The organism is Lactobacillus paragasseri, assembly GCF_003584685.1.
In the GTDB taxonomy this organism is placed as follows: Bacteria; Bacillota; Bacilli; order Lactobacillales; family Lactobacillaceae; genus Lactobacillus; species Lactobacillus paragasseri.
Map to the genome: position 1 here is coordinate 145,781 of NZ_AP018549.1, position 17,308 is coordinate 163,088.

Annotated in this window: 13 protein-coding genes; all 13 read left to right on the forward strand. The window is 36.0% G+C overall.

All coding sequences use genetic code 11. From position 1 onward, the window contains the following. Window positions 1-786, forward strand: coding sequence for a phosphonate ABC transporter ATP-binding protein (gene phnC, locus LpgJCM5343_RS00650; protein ID WP_113576175.1), 786 nt, complete (start codon window positions 1-3; stop codon window positions 784-786). Then, the gene (gene phnE, locus LpgJCM5343_RS00655) at window positions 779-1,582 is read left to right on the forward strand and encodes a phosphonate ABC transporter, permease protein PhnE (protein WP_003649608.1); all 804 of its coding nucleotides are present in this window, start codon (window positions 779-781) and stop codon (window positions 1,580-1,582) included. The genes phnC and phnE (LpgJCM5343_RS00655) overlap by 8 nt, the downstream gene beginning before the upstream one ends. After that, complete coding sequence (phnE, locus tag LpgJCM5343_RS00660) at window positions 1,582-2,394, forward strand: phosphonate ABC transporter, permease protein PhnE (protein WP_101890910.1); 813 nt, start codon at window positions 1,582-1,584, stop codon at window positions 2,392-2,394. Before phnE (LpgJCM5343_RS00655) ends, phnE (LpgJCM5343_RS00660) begins: the two co-directional genes overlap by 1 nt. A gap of 152 nt (window positions 2,395-2,546) precedes the next feature. Continuing rightward, window positions 2,547-3,029, forward strand: coding sequence for a hypothetical protein (locus tag LpgJCM5343_RS00665; protein ID WP_003651367.1), 483 nt, complete (start codon window positions 2,547-2,549; stop codon window positions 3,027-3,029). 52 nt (window positions 3,030-3,081) lie between these two features. Continuing rightward, on the forward strand, window positions 3,082-4,476 hold the full coding sequence (locus tag LpgJCM5343_RS00670) for a metallophosphoesterase family protein (RefSeq protein ID WP_020806626.1): 1,395 nt from the start codon (window positions 3,082-3,084) through the stop codon (window positions 4,474-4,476). A gap of 60 nt (window positions 4,477-4,536) precedes the next feature. Next, window positions 4,537-6,486 (forward strand): asparagine synthase (glutamine-hydrolyzing), encoded by a 1,950-nt coding sequence (gene asnB, locus LpgJCM5343_RS00675; RefSeq protein WP_003647951.1) that lies wholly within the window; start codon window positions 4,537-4,539, stop codon window positions 6,484-6,486. A 29-nt stretch (window positions 6,487-6,515) separates the two neighbouring features. Continuing rightward, window positions 6,516-7,847 carry a carboxylate--amine ligase gene (locus LpgJCM5343_RS00680; RefSeq protein ID WP_101890911.1) on the forward strand — a complete coding sequence of 444 codons (1,332 nt, stop codon included), beginning with the start codon at window positions 6,516-6,518 and terminating at the stop codon, window positions 7,845-7,847. 109 nt (window positions 7,848-7,956) lie between these two features. Then, the gene (locus LpgJCM5343_RS00685; protein ID WP_003649603.1) at window positions 7,957-8,346 is read left to right on the forward strand and encodes a hypothetical protein; all 390 of its coding nucleotides are present in this window, start codon (window positions 7,957-7,959) and stop codon (window positions 8,344-8,346) included. A 229-nt stretch (window positions 8,347-8,575) separates the two neighbouring features. Further along, window positions 8,576-10,786: an anaerobic ribonucleoside-triphosphate reductase gene (gene nrdD / locus LpgJCM5343_RS00690; RefSeq protein WP_020806624.1), complete on the forward strand. Its 2,211-nt coding sequence runs from the start codon at window positions 8,576-8,578 to the stop codon at window positions 10,784-10,786. Then, the gene (gene nrdG / locus LpgJCM5343_RS00695; RefSeq protein ID WP_003649601.1) at window positions 10,786-11,499 is read left to right on the forward strand and encodes an anaerobic ribonucleoside-triphosphate reductase activating protein; all 714 of its coding nucleotides are present in this window, start codon (window positions 10,786-10,788) and stop codon (window positions 11,497-11,499) included. The genes nrdD and nrdG overlap by 1 nt, the downstream gene beginning before the upstream one ends. A 55-nt stretch (window positions 11,500-11,554) precedes the next feature. Further along, window positions 11,555-12,148 (forward strand): iron-sulfur cluster assembly protein, encoded by a 594-nt coding sequence (locus LpgJCM5343_RS00700; protein ID WP_101890912.1) that lies wholly within the window; start codon window positions 11,555-11,557, stop codon window positions 12,146-12,148. Then, window positions 12,145-13,341 (forward strand): DUF438 domain-containing protein, encoded by a 1,197-nt coding sequence (locus LpgJCM5343_RS00705; RefSeq protein ID WP_101890913.1) that lies wholly within the window; start codon window positions 12,145-12,147, stop codon window positions 13,339-13,341. The genes LpgJCM5343_RS00700 and LpgJCM5343_RS00705 overlap by 4 nt, the downstream gene beginning before the upstream one ends. Window positions 13,342-13,690: 349 nt before the next feature. Further along, window positions 13,691-17,248, forward strand: a complete 3,558-nt coding sequence (locus tag LpgJCM5343_RS00710) for a YSIRK-type signal peptide-containing protein (RefSeq protein ID WP_252148266.1) — start codon at window positions 13,691-13,693, stop codon at window positions 17,246-17,248. Window positions 17,249-17,308 lie beyond the last annotated feature (60 nt).

Sequence of the window (17,308 nt, forward strand, 5' to 3'; positions counted from 1 at the left end):
ATGGCAGCTACTAATCAGCCAATGATTCAACTTAAAGACGTTAGCAAAATTTATGATAACGGAACAGTTGGTTTAAAGGATATTAACTTAAATATTGATAAGGGAGAATTTGTAGTAGTGGTAGGTTTATCTGGTGCAGGTAAATCAACATTACTTCGCTCTATTAATCGTCTACAAGATGTTTCTAAGGGAGATATCTTAATTGATAGTAAATCAATTACGTCTGCTAAAGGAAAAGACTTGCGTGAAATCCGTCGTGATATCGGTATGATTTTCCAAAGTTTTAACTTGGTTAAACGTTCAAGCGTTTTGCGAAATGTTTTAACTGGTCGAGTTGCATATTATCCAACTTGGAAGACAACTTTTAACTTATTTACTAAAGAAGATAAGCAAAAAGCGTATGAAGCATTGCAACGTGTTGATTTGGCAGATAAGGTTTATACTCGCGCAGACCAACTTTCTGGTGGACAACAACAACGTGTTGCTATTGCTCGTGTACTTACTCAAAATCCTAAAATTATTTTAGCCGATGAACCAACAGCTTCTCTAGATCCTCAAACTTCACGTCGAGTTATGCATGACTTAAAGATGCTTAATGAAGAATACGGTATTACAGTTGTTGCTAACCTTCACAGCGTTGAACTTGCTAAAGAGTTTGGAGATCGAGTAATCGGTGTCCGTGCCGGTCAAATTGTTTATGATGGCAAGATGAGTGAAACTTCTCAAGCTGTCTTTGACGATATTTACAATGGCGGAAACGGCAAGAAAGGGGAAGAAGATGCCTAAATCTAAGGAACAGCATTTAGCTGAATTGCCTAAAAAGAAATTTAAAATTATGAACCTTGTTTGGGTCGTAATTATGGTTTTAGGTCTCTTTCTTTCGGTAAATGTAACCAATACGCACATTAGCGTTTTGTTTAATAACTTTAGCCAATTTACCGATATTTTTGTGCAAATGTGTCACCCAGACTGGGGATATGCTGCTACAGCAGTTCCGCTTTTAATTGAAACAATTAAAATGGCTATCTTAGGAACTGTGATTGGTTCAGCTATTGCATTTGTATATTCGCTTTTAATTGCAAGAAATATTGTTAAAAATAAGGCAGTTACTGGCATTTTGAGAGTGATCATGAATATTGTTAGAACTATTCCAGATTTACTTTTGGGTGCAATTTTTGTTGCAATTGTTGGTATTGGCCCAGTTGCCGGTGTTTTAGCCTTATCAGTATTTACTTTTGGTGTAGTTGTTAAATTGTTTTATGAAGCAATTGAAACCATTGATCCAGGTCCAATTGAAGCTTTAACTGCTGTTGGGGCAAACAAGCTTCAAATTATCCATTTTGCTGTGATGCCACAAATTATTACTTACTTTATTTCTTATGTTTTATATGCATTTGAAATTAACGTCAGAGCTTCAACAGTTCTTGGATATATCGGTGCTGGTGGTATCGGTCTTTACTTGCAACAAACTCTACAAGTCTTTGACTATGCTAAAACTGGTCTAATTATTTTGATTATTATCGTCGTCGTAGTTCTTATCGACTATGTTTCTACTAAATCTCGGGAGGCGTTGATGAAATAATGGATACTACAATGAAAAAACTACCTCCTAAACCAATTGACACTAAGAAAAAAATTAAGCATTGGGTAATTGCAATTGTTACTGTAGCTTTAATTATTTGGTCATTTGTAGGAATGAACTTTGGTGGAATAAAAGCGACTGCTGGTCAAATTGCCGGTGCTATTTTGGCTGGTATTTTCCATCCAGATTGGTCTTATGTATATAACGGAAGCGGCGAAGATCTAATTTCTCAATTATGGGAAACAATCTGTATTGCTTTCTTAGGTACTTTTATTTCTGCAGTTATCTCATTACCTTTTGCTTTTTGGGCAGCTAACACGCGCCACAAAAAATGGTATACTTCCCGCTCGGGAAAAATTGTTTTAGCTGTTATTCGTTCTTTCCCAGAAATTGTTTTGGCTTTGATGTTTATTAAAGCTGTTGGACCTGGTTCAGCAGCCGGTGTTTTAGCTTTAGGTTTTCACTCCGTGGGGATGCTTGCTAAATTGTTCTCGGAAGCAATTGAGAACCTTGAAGAAGGAGCTAATGAAGCTGTTACAGCAGCTGGTGGATCTAAGTTTAACATTATTATGTTTGCAACAATGCCAAACTTAATACCAGCTTTAATTTCTAATACTTTGTACCGTTTTGACGTTTCAATTCGTTCAGCATCCATTCTAGGTTTAGTTGGTGCTGGTGGTATTGGTTATCCATTAATTATTGCCTTGCAATATCGTCAATGGAACCGTGTAGGTGTTATCTTAGTTGGTATTATTGTCATGGTTGTCATTATTGACTGGATTTCTGGCTGGATTCGAAAGAAATTAGTCTAATTTATTATTTAAACGAGTAGAATTTTTAGCTACTCGTTTTTATTTTTGTCAAATTCTAAATTTTTTTGTAATATCTACCTATAATAATGATAAGTAAAGGAAAAAAAGAACTTTTTTGTTATAATGGAAGTTGTATTTCAAGGAGGACAATGATGGATAATTTAACTACCATGACATTGGCTGATGATATTGCTTTATCACAAGAAAAAATTATCAACGGTCAACAAGACCTGAATACCAAAAGAATTTATAATGAAATTAATAGTCTAGGCATTCTTGATAAGCCAATCGAAGAATACTTTGATATGACTCAAGATGAATACTACAACAGTGAATCTGATGGTAAATTAACTCTACTTCATTTAGATCAACCACTAAGTGAATTAAGCGATCGCATTTTGACTAATCATGTAGATGGCTATGTTGATAAGGATGAAATTAATTTAACCTATAATCATGAAGATCCATTGCAAGATGGTAGCTATGATCGTGCTACTGACTTACATGTACTTTTATATAGTTTGAAAGTTATTGGTGCTGTCAGAGCAATTGCTCCAGATGACTTAAAAAAGGTTTTGTCTAAAGATGCGGTTTTATCATTGGGTCTTGCCGCAGCTGCTTTGGCAAAAAATTAACCCCAAGGCCAATTAAAGGCCTTTTTTTGTGTGATGAGTGGGGAAGAGTATCATGAAAATTATCAACAAAACCAAAGGTATGATTGATAAGTTTTCCGGGATGACTCGGAAGATGATGCGAAAGAAAAATAATGTTCCATTTGACGGAATGCAAAAATACATGACTGTCGGTGAGTATAACGTTGGAGCACCAGAAGGCACGCCACATGGCGAAGAATATAAGCTTATTGTTTACAAAGATACTGATAATGTTTTGCACCAAGCTTTGCGTTCAGTGGACGCTTCTGATTTAGCACCAGCTTATGTCAGAAAGTTTGATAAAAGGTTAAATCGGTATACTGCCTTTGTTAATAAGCGGACCGGACGTCGTTATATCGTTGAAGATCAGTTAGATCAATTAGTCGACTATGTAAAAAAGCATAGCAGAAAAGGCTATAATTCGATTAATATTGGCGTTTTAACTGATACTCATTATAAAGATACTGATAGTATTGATTTTTATGGCCATAACGGTTTAAGACATGTTAAGGAATTTAATTATCTTGAAGACAAAGACATTTTAGACTTAAAAGCTCATTTAGGCGATTGGATGGATGGGTCTGATCCAGGCTTAGTAGGTGAAGCCGAATTAATTTCCTTATCACGAACATTTCGCTCTAAAAAGACTAATTTTGCTGTGATTAAGGGGAATCATGATGAAAATGACAAATTTGATGAACATCATGATTTAAGGGCTAGTTTTCCTGAAAATGAATTCGAAGATATTATGTGGCCAAGCATGTATGCACAAGATGGCATTCATTACATCACGCGTAAACATGGTGTCGCATACTTCGATAAAGATGATGTCAGAATTATTACCGTTAATACTTCTGACTTACCCTATGAATTAGACGATCAAGGAAAGAAAAAGTATGACACGAAGCTTTCTTTAGCTATTCGTGAAGACCAGATGCAAGAAATTATCGAAATTCTTGAAAATTCAAATGGTAAAACGATTATTTTCATGAGTCATGCTAACCCTATTACTCGCAAGGGAACAAATGCCCTAAAATTCAATGGGCGTTCGCTACATGAATTGATGGTTGCTTTTAATCAACATGAAAAAGGATACCTTAATTCTAGAGACGTTCCTCCTGAATTTACCTTAGCTAATAGCTTTGATTTTACGAAAATTAAGAATGCAAAAATAGTTGCATATTTCTGTGGACACCGTCATACTGAGGACCAATATCGGATTAATGGTATCCAATATATATTTTTTAATTGTTCGGCCCTTATGGGACCAAACCATGCGCTTACTACGCAATATAATAAGCGCTGGAATAGACAAATGGATCATGCTAATGAAGCAGCAGGCTACATTGTAAATGTTGATATTAAAAGACATTTACTACAGGTATTTGGTTATGGTGCGGCTTCTAAGAGAAGATTCTATCGAATTTAGTTTTTGAAATGTAAATAGCTTATAATAAGACTACTGTTTATTTTGAGGTGAAAGTTACTTATGTGTGGAATTTGTGCGTTTTTCGATCCTGAATTGAAGGATAAAGACTGTGCTATTCAAGGAATGATGGACACGATCAAGCACCGTGGACCATCTTCAGATGGAAAGTATACCAATGATCAGGTGGCTTTAGGTTTTAGACGTTTATCAATTATTGATTTGCGTGGCGGAAGTCAACCTATTTTTAATGAAGATAAAAGTAGAGCAATTATTTTTAATGGTGAAATTTATAACTTTAAACCATTAAGAAAAGAATTAATTGATGCTGGTCACACCTTCACTACTAAAGCTGATACTGAAGTTTTACTTCACGGCTATGAAGAATGGGGAATGGACGGCTTATTGAAGCGCGTTCGTGGTATGTTTGCCTTTGTAATTTGGGATGATAATACTAAGACTTTATATGGTGCACGTGATTTCTTTGGAATTAAGCCAATGTATTATTCAGACCAAAATGGTAAGTTGATCGTTGGTAGTGAATTGAAGAGTTTCTTAGCTTATCCTGGCTTTAAGAAGGAATTAAATACTGAAGCAGTTAAGCCATATTTAATGAATCAATACAATGACTTAAAGGAAACTTTCTTTAAGGGCGTTTACCGTTTTCCAGCAGGTCACTGGTTTGAATATAAAGATGGTAAAATGAAGACTCATCAATACTGGGATGCTAAGTATGTTGAGAATAGCTTAAGCTTTGAAGAAACTTTAGATAAGATCAACGAAGATTTAAAGGAAACTGTTGACTTATATAGAAACGCTGACGTACCAGTTGGTGCGTTCTTATCTGAAGGTATTGATTCTTCTTACTTAACTAGCTTACTTGATCCTGAAGATGTCTTTTCAGTTTCTTTTGATGATTCAACTTATAACGAAGCATCGAAGGCTAAGGCACTTTCTGATTTACATGGCTGGAAGTTCTTCGCTGATAAGGTTGATGCAGATGAAGCCATGCGCGACTTTCCAGAAATGCAATATCACATGGATGAACCAGATGCTAACCCATCAATTATTCCATTATGGTACTTGTGTAAATTGGCTAGAAAGCATGTTACTGTTGCTCTTTCTGGTGAAGGTGCTGATGAATTATTTGCTGGTTATGTAAACTATGGAATGCATACGCATAACGACGTAATCAAGGTCTTTACTGCCGGTTTGAAGAAATTACCTAAGAAGAGCCGTGTTCGCTTAGCTCATAAGATTAAGAAGATGCCTAACTTCCCAGGTAAGGTACATATGTACACTAACTTAGCAGAACCAAGCGAGTTTTACGTTGGTCAATCCGTAATTTATGATATGGATTATCCAACTATCTTTACTTCTAAAGATGCTAATAATATCTTACGTGATAAGTACAAGAATGATTTGACAGTTAATGGCATTTATCAAGAAGACTTCAAGAAAGTTAAGAATATTGATGAAGTTAAGCAAATGCAATATATTGATCTTCACCACTTTATGCTTAATGATATTGAGCAAAAAGCAGATAAGATCTCAATGGCTCACTCATTAGAGTTACGTGTGCCATATCTTGATAAGAAGATTGCAGAGCTTGCTAACTCAATTCCAACTAAGTATTTAGTTAACCGTCATGATACTAAATATGCTCTTCGTAAGGCCTCTGAAAAAGTCTTGCCAGAAGAATGGGCACAAAGACCAAAGCTTGGCTTCCCAACTCCAATCAAGCAATGGCTTAAGGAACCTAGATTCTATAAGCAAGTTAGAGAATTGTTTACTGAAGACTTTGTAAATGATATTTTTGACCAAAAGAAGATTGTTAAATTACTTGATGATAACTACAAAGGCGATGGCTCAGCTCGTCGTCAAATCTGGGCAATTTACACTTTCTTAGTATGGTACAAGTTGTTCTTTGTTGACTATGATGAAACTGTTAAAAAGTATCAGCATGTTCAACCAGAGGTTGCAGAGTTAATTGAAAGTGGCAGACTTGTTTAATTAAAGTTAGAGAGAAGTACGGATACGAAATGGTACAAGCAAAATTTACTCCTATTTTATTAGGTAGCGACATCAATGTTTATGGAATGGCACGTTCATTCAATGAAGCCTATGGAATTAAGGTTCAAGCATGGGCAGCTAGCCAATTAGCAGCAACGCGTTACTCTAAAATTGTTGATGTGGAAGTTCATGAAGGCTTTGAAGAAGATCCAGGCTTTATGAACGTAATGAAGCAGAAAATTGAAGAATACAAGAATCACCCAGAACCAGTTATTTTAATCGCTTGTGGGGATGGATATGCAGAATTACTTGCTAAGCACAAAGATGAATTAAAGGATACTTTCGTTGTTCCTTATATTGATTATGACTTGCTAGAGAAGTTAATTTCTAAAGAGGGATTCTACGAAATTGCTGAAAAATATGGTCTTCCATATCCACATACTAAGATTGTGACCATGGATGACTACAAGGCTGAAAATTACTTAAATTTACCATTTGATTATCCAATTGAATTAAAGCCAGAAGATCCTGTTTCTTGGTTAAATTGTCAATTTGAAGGCCGTAAAAAGGCATTTACTATTCACGATGAAACTGAATTAGTCGATATTGTGGGCAAGATTTATACTAACGGTTATACTGAAGACTTGATTTTGCAAGACTTTATCCCAGGTGATGATTCTAATATGCGTGTTCTTAATGCCTACGTTGATAAAGACCACAAGGTTAAGATGATGTGTCTAGGCCATCCACTTCTTGAAGACCCTACTCCACAGTCAATCGGTAACTACATGGCAATTTTGCCAGCATTTAGTCAAAAACTTTATGATACAGTTCAATCATTCCTTGAAAAGTTGAATTACACAGGAATGGCCAATTTTGACATTAAATATGATCCAAGAGATGGAGAATACAAGTTCTTTGAAATTAACTTGCGTCAAGGTCGTTCAAGTTTCTATGTAACTTTAAATGGCTATAACTTGGCTAAGTGGTATGTAGATGATTATGTAGAAGATAATTTAAAAGATAAGCCAACTGTATACGGCAACAAAGATGGTGCTAACTACATGCTTTGGCTTGGTGTTCCTAAAAAAATCTTTAAGGAATATGCTTATGATAACGGCTCAAAGCGTTTAGCTGAAAAATTAATTGATGAAGGTCATTATGGTACTACTGTCTTTTACGATAAAGATCGGAGTTTCAAACGTTGGCTATTAATGCGTTACATGTTCCACAACTACTATGCTAGATACAAGAAGTACTATGAGGTAAATAAGGGACAATATTTTGAAGAAGAAGCTAAGAAGTTAAAAAAACAAGCACTTCGTGATGGTCAACAAGAAAACCATGAAAGTGAAATTTAGTTAAGGAATACCCTCTAAGTAGAATGAGATTGCTTAGAGGGTATTTTTGTATCTAAAAGTATTAAAATAAAGATGATAGGAAAGCTACTTGAGAAAGTAGGAAAATAGAATGATTGACTGGGGATTAATGGCTCTATGCATAGTAACGATGTTACTAGGATTTTTTGAGCTGTACCGTACTTTTAGATTTTATAAATGGGATAAAAAAACTAAAGAAATGCCAACTGCACCTTATGTGATTTATTTTGGAACGTTTTTTAGTGGGGTATTAATTGTCGTGTCAGCTATGTTTATGATGGGGAATACTTCATTGACACTTCCTAAAATTTTTTACATAATTTTGGGAATTATTCTAGTGGTCGTGGCAGTTTTAATGTATCGTCGTGGGCACCAAATGGCGAAGAAATTAGGTAAGGATGATAGTAACATTGCTGTTTGGCAAACCTATTTGATTAGCACAGTAATTTTAATTACTGGCTTAATTAATTTTCTTAGATGATAAAAGAGAGCTGAAATTCAGCTCTTTTTTTGTCCAATAAATTGTGGCTTATTATTTGCTAATAATTTTCTACTTTACTGATTATAGAAAAAGTTTAAAATTCTCTTCTTTCTTGTCTGACGTGAATTTTGCTAAATACAATATATATGTTCTGAAAAGTCAATACCTACAATATCATGTAGTTTTTGGTAGAATATAACCATACATATTGTGAAAGAAGAGAATGACCATGTTACAACAAGATGCTCAAATTAAATCAATTACTCAAATGACCCTTCCAGAAACAGCCATTAAAAGAGATGGTAGCATCTATCCTTTTGCTCTTTACAAAATTGAAATGGTCTTAGACAACTTGCATCTTACAGAACATGAAGCAGATATTTTACCTTCTATTTTGAAAAAATTAAATGGTGTAAAACAAACTTCTACGAAAGATATTGCAGATGCCTTTGTCCAAACTTTAACAGAACTAGGATTTGATGATGAGGCCAATGCTTACGTAGACTACCGCAGGGAAGACGAAGCTAATTTTGAAAAGCAAACGGAAACTACCAACCGTCTGGATCGTTTAGTCCACCATGATCCAACGATTGTTAATGAAAACGCCAATAAAGACTCACGTGTTTTTTCAACTCAGCGTGATTTAACTGCTGGTGTTGTTGGTAAGACGATTGGATTGACAATGATGCCTGAACATATTGCTAAGGCGCACCTACGTGGCGATATTCACTGGCATGATTTAGACTATACTCCACTTAGCCCGTTAACTAATTGCTGTTTGATTGATTTTAAAGAAATGCTTAGTCATGGCTTTACGATTGGAAATGCCAATATTGAGTCTCCTCATTCAATTGAAACTGCTACGGCGCAAATGTCGCAAATTATTGCTAATGTAGCTTCCAGTCAATATGGTGGCTGCTCAGCTGATAGAGTTGATGAAGTTTTAGCTCCTTATGCTGAAAAGAATTACCATAAGAATATTAATGAAGCGCGCGAATTTTTTGATGATGAAGAAAAAATCAAGGCTTTTGCAATCAAGAGAACTAAGAAAGACATCTACGATGCTATGCAAGCTCTTGAATACGAAATTAATACCTTATTTTCAAGTCAGGGACAAACTCCATTTACTACTTTAGGATTTGGTTTAGGAACTTCATGGATTGAGCGCGAAATTCAAAAGGCTATCTTGAAGATTAGAATTGAAGGTTTAGGTAAAGATAAAAGAACTGCTATCTTTCCTAAATTAGTTTTTACCTTAAAGAAGGGGCTTAACTTACATCCTGGCGATCCAAACTACGATATTAAGGAATTAGCCTTAGAATGTTCAACTAAGCGGATGTACCCAGATATTGTTAGCTATGACATGATTAAGAAAATCACAGGTTCATTTAAGGCTCCAATGGGTTGTCGTTCATTTTTACAGGGCTGGAAAGATCCAGAAACTGGTAAGGAAGTAAATTCTGGTCGAATGAACTTAGGTGTTGTTACTTTGAATTTACCTAGAATTGCAATGGAATCAAAAGGTGACAAAGATTTATTCTGGCAAATCTTTAGAGAAAAAGTTCAAACAGCACATGAAGCTTTACAAATTAAGGCTAAGCGTTGTACTGAAGCCGTTCCTGATAATGCCCCAATTCTTTACGAATATGGTGCTTTTGGAAAGCGTCTGAATGCAGAAGATAATGTAAATGACTTGTTTAAAAATGGTCGTTGTACTGTTTCTTTAGGCTATATCGGCTTATATGAAGTCGGTACCGTTTTTTACGGGCCAAACTGGGAACACAATGAAGAAGCCCATCAATTTACAATTAATATTGTTAAAGAGCTTCATGACTACTGCGCTAAGTGGGAAAAAGAAGATCCAAATCACTACCATTACAGTGTTTACTCAACTCCAAGTGAAAGTTTAACTGATAGATTTTGCCGTTTAGATACTAAGAAATTCGGTAAAGTGAAAGATATTACTGACAAGGAGTACTACACTAATTCTTTCCACTATGATGTTAGAAAACACCCAACTCCATTTGAAAAATTAGCCTTTGAAGCACCATATCCATTTTATGCGGCTGGTGGCTTTATTCACTATTGTGAGTACCCAAACCTTAAACAAAATCCTAAGGCTTTAGAAGCTGTTTGGGATTGGGCTTATGACAAGGTAGGATACTTAGGAACTAACACTCCAATTGATCAATGCTATAAGTGTGGTTTTAAGGGTGAATTTAAGGCAACTGCTAAAGGATTTGAATGTCCTCAATGCGGCAACCACGACCCAGAAACTTGTGATTGTGTAAAACGTACTTGTGGCTATCTTGGTAATCCTTTGAAGCGTCCGATGGTTCATGGTCGTCACGAAGAAATTGTTCACCGTGTAAAGCACTTGAACTTAGGAATGGAAGAAAAAATGGCTAAGGATGAAGTTAGAAAGAATGACGAATATTAATGCCAGAAAAAGATAAAAACAGTCAAGAAGGTCCTGATGTTCGAGGTAACTTAATTAAAGTTAATGTTGGTGGCGATACAATTTTTGTGGATTCTAACCAATATAAGCCGCAAGTTGAACATGCTAAAAAATTAAAGCAGCAACATAGGAAACCTAAAAATCCTAAACCACAAGAATGGATATCGGAAGAATATTCTAAGCATAAAATTGCGGACTATAAACCATTTAACTTTGTTGATGGGGAAGGCGTTAGATGCAGTTTATATGTAAGCGGATGTTTATTTGATTGCCCTGGCTGCTATAATTTGGCAGCGCAGAACTTTAATTATGGACGTCCTTATACACAAGAGTTAGAAGATAAAATTATTGAAGATATGTCTCAATCTTATGTGCAAGGATTGACTTTATTAGGCGGAGAACCATTTTTGAATACTTGGGTTTGCTTAAAATTAATTAACCGAGTGCGCAAAGAATTCGGACATACTAAAGATATTTGGTCTTGGTCAGGTTATACTTGGGATGAACTCCAAAAAGAAACGCCAGATAAGAAAGAAATGCTTTCAAAAATTGATATTCTGGTTGATGGACGTTTTATGGATGACTTAAAGGATCTTACTTTACAGTTTCGTGGTTCAAGTAACCAAAGAATTATCGATGTTCAAAAGTCTCTTAAAGCTAAGAAAGTCATTATTTGGGACAAGCTAGTTAGATAAGTTTGATAGAATAAGGGAAACGATAAAGTTTCTCTTATTTTTTTAGGTGAAAAAGATGCAAGAAAAGAATTTGAAATTAGTCGATAAAATTATGACAGCTCTTCAAAAAGTAGAAGATCCTGAACTACTAGTTGATGTGGTTAATCTAGGCTTGATTTATGGAATTGATATTGAAGGAGATCATGCCACGATTAAGATGACTTTAACTATTGTTGGCTGTCCCTTGTCGACATATCTACAAAATGCAATTGAAAAGGCAGTTTTGACGGTTCCTGAGATTAAGACTTGTGATGTGAAATTAGTTTGGTACCCGGTTTGGAGTCCAGAAAGAATGACGACAGCTGCTAAGCAGCAATTAGGGATGCTTGATGATGAACAAGCTCTTGATCAAGAAGAAGAAATTGAAGACACCGAGGAAAAGCAAAGGATCATTGACTTTTCAGTGCCGATTAAGAAACTAGCTGAAGAATATCCGGATTTCGTTCAAATTATGTATGATTGTGGTTTTACTAGAATTAAAATTCCGGGCTTATTATCAACAGTCGGACGTGTGATGACCATTCCGCTTGGAGCACAGGCAATGAAAATTGATTTGAATAAGATAAAGCAGGCTTTTGAAAATAAAGGCTACAAGGTGATTGATAAATGAAAGAATTAGCTAAACAACGCCAAGAGGCAATTTTGAAAATTTTAAATTTTATTCAAAATGGTGGAGAATTAGAAGAAGCAAAAAAAATGTTTCAAGCTGCTTTTGATCAGGTTGATGTAGCTGAAATTACAGCAGCTGAAAGAGAATTAATTGCGCAAGGACTTGATCCAAGAAAGATTCAATACCTGTGTAATGTTCATGCGGATGTTTTTAAAGGCAATATTAAAGAAAATAAAGAAAGTCCAGAATTCGAAACTCCTGGTCATCCTGTTCATACTTTTAAGTTAGAAAATATTGTAATTAAATCTTTAATTAATGATGCCTTGCTTCCTGATTTGGCTAAGTGGGAAGCTGGAGCTTCTAATGCTCTACCTAAGTTGAAGCAAGAGTTAAAAGATCTGGCAAAAATTCACTATCACTATGCCCGTAAAGAAACTTCTATGTTTCCACTTATGACTAAGTATGGTATTACTGCTCCACCTAAAGTTATGTGGGGTGTTGATGATAAAATTAGAAAATTAATTGGTCAAGCTAATATGCTTGTTAATCAAAAAAATGTGGACCAAAGTGAAGTTGCTAGTGTAATAAAAAGTGCTGCTCATGAAGTTCTTGAGATGATTTTCAAAGAAGAAAAAATTATGCTTCCAATGCTTGATGAAGTTGCTAGTGAAGAAGACTGGGGCAATGTTAAGAATGAAGAAGAGCAGATTGGCTATACTTTAATTCAAAAGCCGATGAACTGGAAGCCAAAGATAAAGCCAAAAGTTGCAGGGCCGATCTCTTTAGATAAGTTAAGCAGTTTAGCCTTGAACTTTGCAGAAGGTAGCTTAAATTTAGAACAGCTGTCAGCAATCTTAGACTTATTGCCATTTGCGATAACGTTTGTCGATGAAAATGACAAGGTTGCATATTTTGGTGGGGGAGCAAGTATTTTTCCGCATTCTAAAAATGCGATTGGCAATAGTGTATATTCTTGTCATCTTCCTGAGAGCGTTCCACGAGTTAAGAAAATTTTTGATGATTTCCATCAAGGAAAGAAAGATAAGTATGAATTTTGGTTTGAGCCGCGGCATATAGGGCGATATTTATATTTGCAATATTTAGCCGTTCGAAAAGATGGAAAGTATCTGGGATGCTTAGAGGTTGCACAGGATGTAACAGAAATTAGAAGCTGGAAAGAAGAAAAAAGATAAAAAATAGCTCGTATTTTGCGAGCTTTTTTTGTTTGGGATCTATTGTGTGTTATGTTAAAAATGTAATCTATAAAACTTAATTTTGTTTTCCATTAGTTTACGTGAATGTCAATCATAACTTTTATTTAACCTGTAAAGTATATGTATTGGAAATTCGTAATAATGTAATAATTGATAAAATTCTAGTATAATAAGAATAGCAATCTCTAGAGTTAATACTGATAAAGTAGTAAATTGAGTTGTTATAATAAATTAATCAAAAATCCTATAAGAATTATTTTTAACGCGTTAAAATAACTATAGAAATCTTATAACTATTACCAATTTAAAATTGAAGGGACAGGCTAAAATGTTATTCAATAAAAAAGACTTTGATTCTAAACAACGTTTTAGTATTAGAAAATTGAGCGTTGGTGTTTGTTCTGTTTTACTTTCAACTTTATTTCTAACTTTTAATGAAGGTCAGACAGTTCACGCAAGTACGAATGTTAATGCGGCGGACACTACAACGACTAGTGTATCATCTAATACTACTAATAATAGTTCTGATAATAATACTGATAAAAAAGATGACTCCAAAGTAGAGGCATCTTCTTTGGCAACCGCTGAAAAGCATGCTCCAATTCCAATTGCTGCTGAAATTAAGAGTAACAAGTCAGAAGATCAGACAAATAGTGCATCTGCTGAAACTGATACTCAAGTAAGTAAATCTAAGCAAGCGCAAAATCAAACAACTACTAATATTGTTAAAGCTACTGATACTCAAGCGGCAACTTCTTCAAAAGATAGCTCTGACACAACAAGCTCTAAGGATAATTCTGCCCAAAATACTGTTGAAAAAAATAGATCAACCTCAACTTCAAAATATACACCTGTCTTAACTAGCGAAACTTCCGTTTCTACTAAAACTAATCAAAGTAATAGTAATTCTGCTACTCAAGAAAAATCGAATATTAAACCTGTAACCCCTCATGCTGATTCAACCGAACATATTGCACCAGAGACTTATACTATGGATAGCGACACACCTGCTTATGTGATTGCTGGGAGTGATTTGACAAATTTAGCCTCAAAATTTATTTCCAATGCGGCTGCTTTAACTCAAAGCGGGGCTACTTTTTCTTGGGTTGGCAATGCCCCAACTGCAACTCAACAAGATGCCATTGATGGTAATACGATATCTGGGATCATTAAAGTAACGTATAAAGATGGTACAAGTACAACTGCTGATATTGAATCTTACGTTGAAGCACGATCACAGCTTCAACCAGATACTTTCTACTATGTGAATAGGGTAAACGATACCCCAGACTTTAACACCGCCGATGCTAACGGCAATAACTTTTCTACGATGATTGGCAATCAATATGCATATGATTCTACTGCCTTTTCTTACAAGATATTAGGGACACTTGATACAAGTAGTTTAGGCATCCACTGGGCCAATGTTCAAGTTACGGATAACAATACTTTTGCTGGTGATTCCGATGCTCCTAAAGTTATCGGTGATCCTTATGTTGTTAAGGTTCCTTATGTAGTTCAAGGGCTTAAATTGCGGGATGATATTCCAACTGATTCTAATGGTAATCCTGTAATTAATGCTCAGCTGGCAACAATGCCGAAATCAACATCTGCAACACCGACAACACCAGAACTTGCTTTTGATCCTGTCAAAGGTGAGCCTTCGACTAATAATGTACCAGCGGGCTTATGGGGACAATATTTCTACCAAGATTATGCTTTGGCTTACGCATTAGGTATCAAAGTGCAAGTAGCTGCAGATGACCTAGATAATAATAGAAAGTGGAAAAACAAACCAACTGATTTAGTCAATACTAAGACCAACCACTTCGCAATAACTTTTAACAAGTTGTCTAATGCTACCCAGCAGAAAGTAGACATAAATTACGTATCTGCTCCACATGCTGAGGATATGTATATCTATAATGCCGCAAACAAAACTTATATGACTGGTCGACCAGAAAATGTGCAAGCAATTAAGGATTTGCTTGCTGCCGGCTACATGAATGATAAAGTTTGGGTAACGTTAGCTGATGGCACTAAGGTCTATGCTTCTAAGCTTGAGTATATTGAAAATCGTAATAACTTTGTTGTTGGTGGTGCAAGAAGCGGCAAATACAACATTAACTTCAATGCTAGTTTTAACCAAACAAATAGCGCTGGCCAACCGTTGATTTTTTCAAATAACATTTTTAGTACAGCAAGTGCTGACTTTAATGCTGAGCTAAATAAGTGGTATCAGAAGACCAACAATACGACGGTTGCTAATTATGCTGCACCTACTGCCGCAACTTGGGATAAGGTTTCAACTAATGGGATTTCCTTAGCACCAACGATCAAAGCCAGTGATGATCCCCACGTTCAAACTTTAACCAACGGTCCAGTTACTTTTGATAGTGAGGCACTCGAAAAATTAGTAAAAAACCCAAGTACGGGTGTAGAAGTGCGTAAAGTTCAACATACTTGGCTGGCTAATATAGTCCCTAACCCAATTCTGGACAATAACACGAAATGGCCAGAAGGTACTAAACTCACTTGGGCCGGTAATGATGGCAGTACCAAATTAACCTTCGATAAAGCCGGTGAAAGCAAGACCGGGAACGTAACAATTACTCTTCCCAGTGGTTCGTCATACACGGTTAAAGACATTACAGTTATCTCTAAAGCTAATGTGATCGCAAAGAGTGAAACTGTTGACTATGGGACTACTTTGACAGCAGCTGACTTAGTAACTAATAAGAATGTCTTCCCAGAAGGAACTACTTATCAATTCGTTGATAATTCAGAACCAACCTGGGGGACAGCTGGTTCATATAATAATGTTAAAATTACAGCTACTTACAAGGATGCTAGCGGAGCAAGTGTTACTACACCAGTTGCAAACTGTGCGGTTGCTATTAACGATAGCCGCAGCATCAAGGTATTAGTTGGCAGTGATGTTCCTTCAGTTGATAGTGTCTTGAACTTGCCAAGCACTTGGGAAGAACATACTGCATCTTGGACTACTTCACCTAACACCAACTCGACTAATGAGGGTGTAATTACGATCCATTATCCAGCTAGCAATTTGGATCAACAAATTAAGGTTTATGTAACGGTTATTCCGAAGACCACCGCAGTTGATGGACAAAACTTCTTCACCAATGGCGAGAAGTATGATGGAACTACTGGTAGTATTGCTAACGGCAATAACCAGGGAGCAATTTTAACCCAAGCTAATGGTCAAGCAATTGACTATACCACTTATAGTGGTCAAAAGACGCCGGGTGAACAAACAGTTTATGATACGAAGACGACCAGTTACACACCAACTTACAGTTTGTCTGGTCTTGAAACCAATAGTGATGGTAGTTTAGTTAGTGGCGTTCAAACCGCAACAGTTCGCGTATCTGTACCTAAAGGCACGATTGGTGCCAAAGTAGACGCTGATGGCACTTACTACTATGAAGTAAATGCGAAGGTAAATATTGCTCAAAAAGTTAATTTTGAGTTTGTGGATGAATATAATGATAACAATGTTGTTGGTGAAACTTACTCACAAGAATTTGTTCCTGGAGTTGAAACAAATCTTAAATTCCATATGGCAATGCCAGACGGCTATGAACTAGGAAACGGTGCGTCAATTCCAAGTCAATATACTTTGGCTGCTTTTAGTCAAACGACGCCTGTTGTTCAAGTTCCAATTCACCAAAAGATGCACTTCTACATTACTTTCCATGATGAAGATTCAAATACTAATCTTGGGACGGTAGAAGTGTCAGGCAGTGCTGCAGCAGGAACTGGTGGCTATTATCCAAGCATTAACACGAAATTAACATTTCCAGCAGGTGCTGATGCTGGTGACTATTATTCTGTTTCAACTTCTGGCGTGCCGGATGGGGTGTAGTTAGTTGGGAGTTACGGGGTATCGCTTACCAATCCAACCGCCGATTGGACAACTCCAAAC

What these genes read in the sequence shown, in the direction of transcription:
- phnC (WP_113576175.1), top strand. Translation starts at nt 1, where the DNA reads ATGGCAGCTACTAATCAGCCAATGATTCAACTTAAAGACGTTAGCAAA.
- phnE (WP_003649608.1), top strand. Translation starts at nt 779, where the DNA reads ATGCCTAAATCTAAGGAACAGCATTTAGCTGAATTGCCTAAAAAGAAA.
- phnE (WP_101890910.1), top strand. Translation starts at nt 1,582, where the DNA reads ATGGATACTACAATGAAAAAACTACCTCCTAAACCAATTGACACTAAG.
- LpgJCM5343_RS00665 (WP_003651367.1), top strand. Translation starts at nt 2,547, where the DNA reads ATGGATAATTTAACTACCATGACATTGGCTGATGATATTGCTTTATCA.
- LpgJCM5343_RS00670 (WP_020806626.1), top strand. Translation starts at nt 3,082, where the DNA reads ATGAAAATTATCAACAAAACCAAAGGTATGATTGATAAGTTTTCCGGG.
- asnB (WP_003647951.1), top strand. Translation starts at nt 4,537, where the DNA reads ATGTGTGGAATTTGTGCGTTTTTCGATCCTGAATTGAAGGATAAAGAC.
- LpgJCM5343_RS00680 (WP_101890911.1), top strand. Translation starts at nt 6,516, where the DNA reads ATGGTACAAGCAAAATTTACTCCTATTTTATTAGGTAGCGACATCAAT.
- LpgJCM5343_RS00685 (WP_003649603.1), top strand. Translation starts at nt 7,957, where the DNA reads ATGATTGACTGGGGATTAATGGCTCTATGCATAGTAACGATGTTACTA.
- nrdD (WP_020806624.1), top strand. Translation starts at nt 8,576, where the DNA reads ATGTTACAACAAGATGCTCAAATTAAATCAATTACTCAAATGACCCTT.
- nrdG (WP_003649601.1), top strand. Translation starts at nt 10,786, where the DNA reads ATGCCAGAAAAAGATAAAAACAGTCAAGAAGGTCCTGATGTTCGAGGT.
- LpgJCM5343_RS00700 (WP_101890912.1), top strand. Translation starts at nt 11,555, where the DNA reads ATGCAAGAAAAGAATTTGAAATTAGTCGATAAAATTATGACAGCTCTT.
- LpgJCM5343_RS00705 (WP_101890913.1), top strand. Translation starts at nt 12,145, where the DNA reads ATGAAAGAATTAGCTAAACAACGCCAAGAGGCAATTTTGAAAATTTTA.
- LpgJCM5343_RS00710 (WP_252148266.1), top strand. Translation starts at nt 13,691, where the DNA reads ATGTTATTCAATAAAAAAGACTTTGATTCTAAACAACGTTTTAGTATT.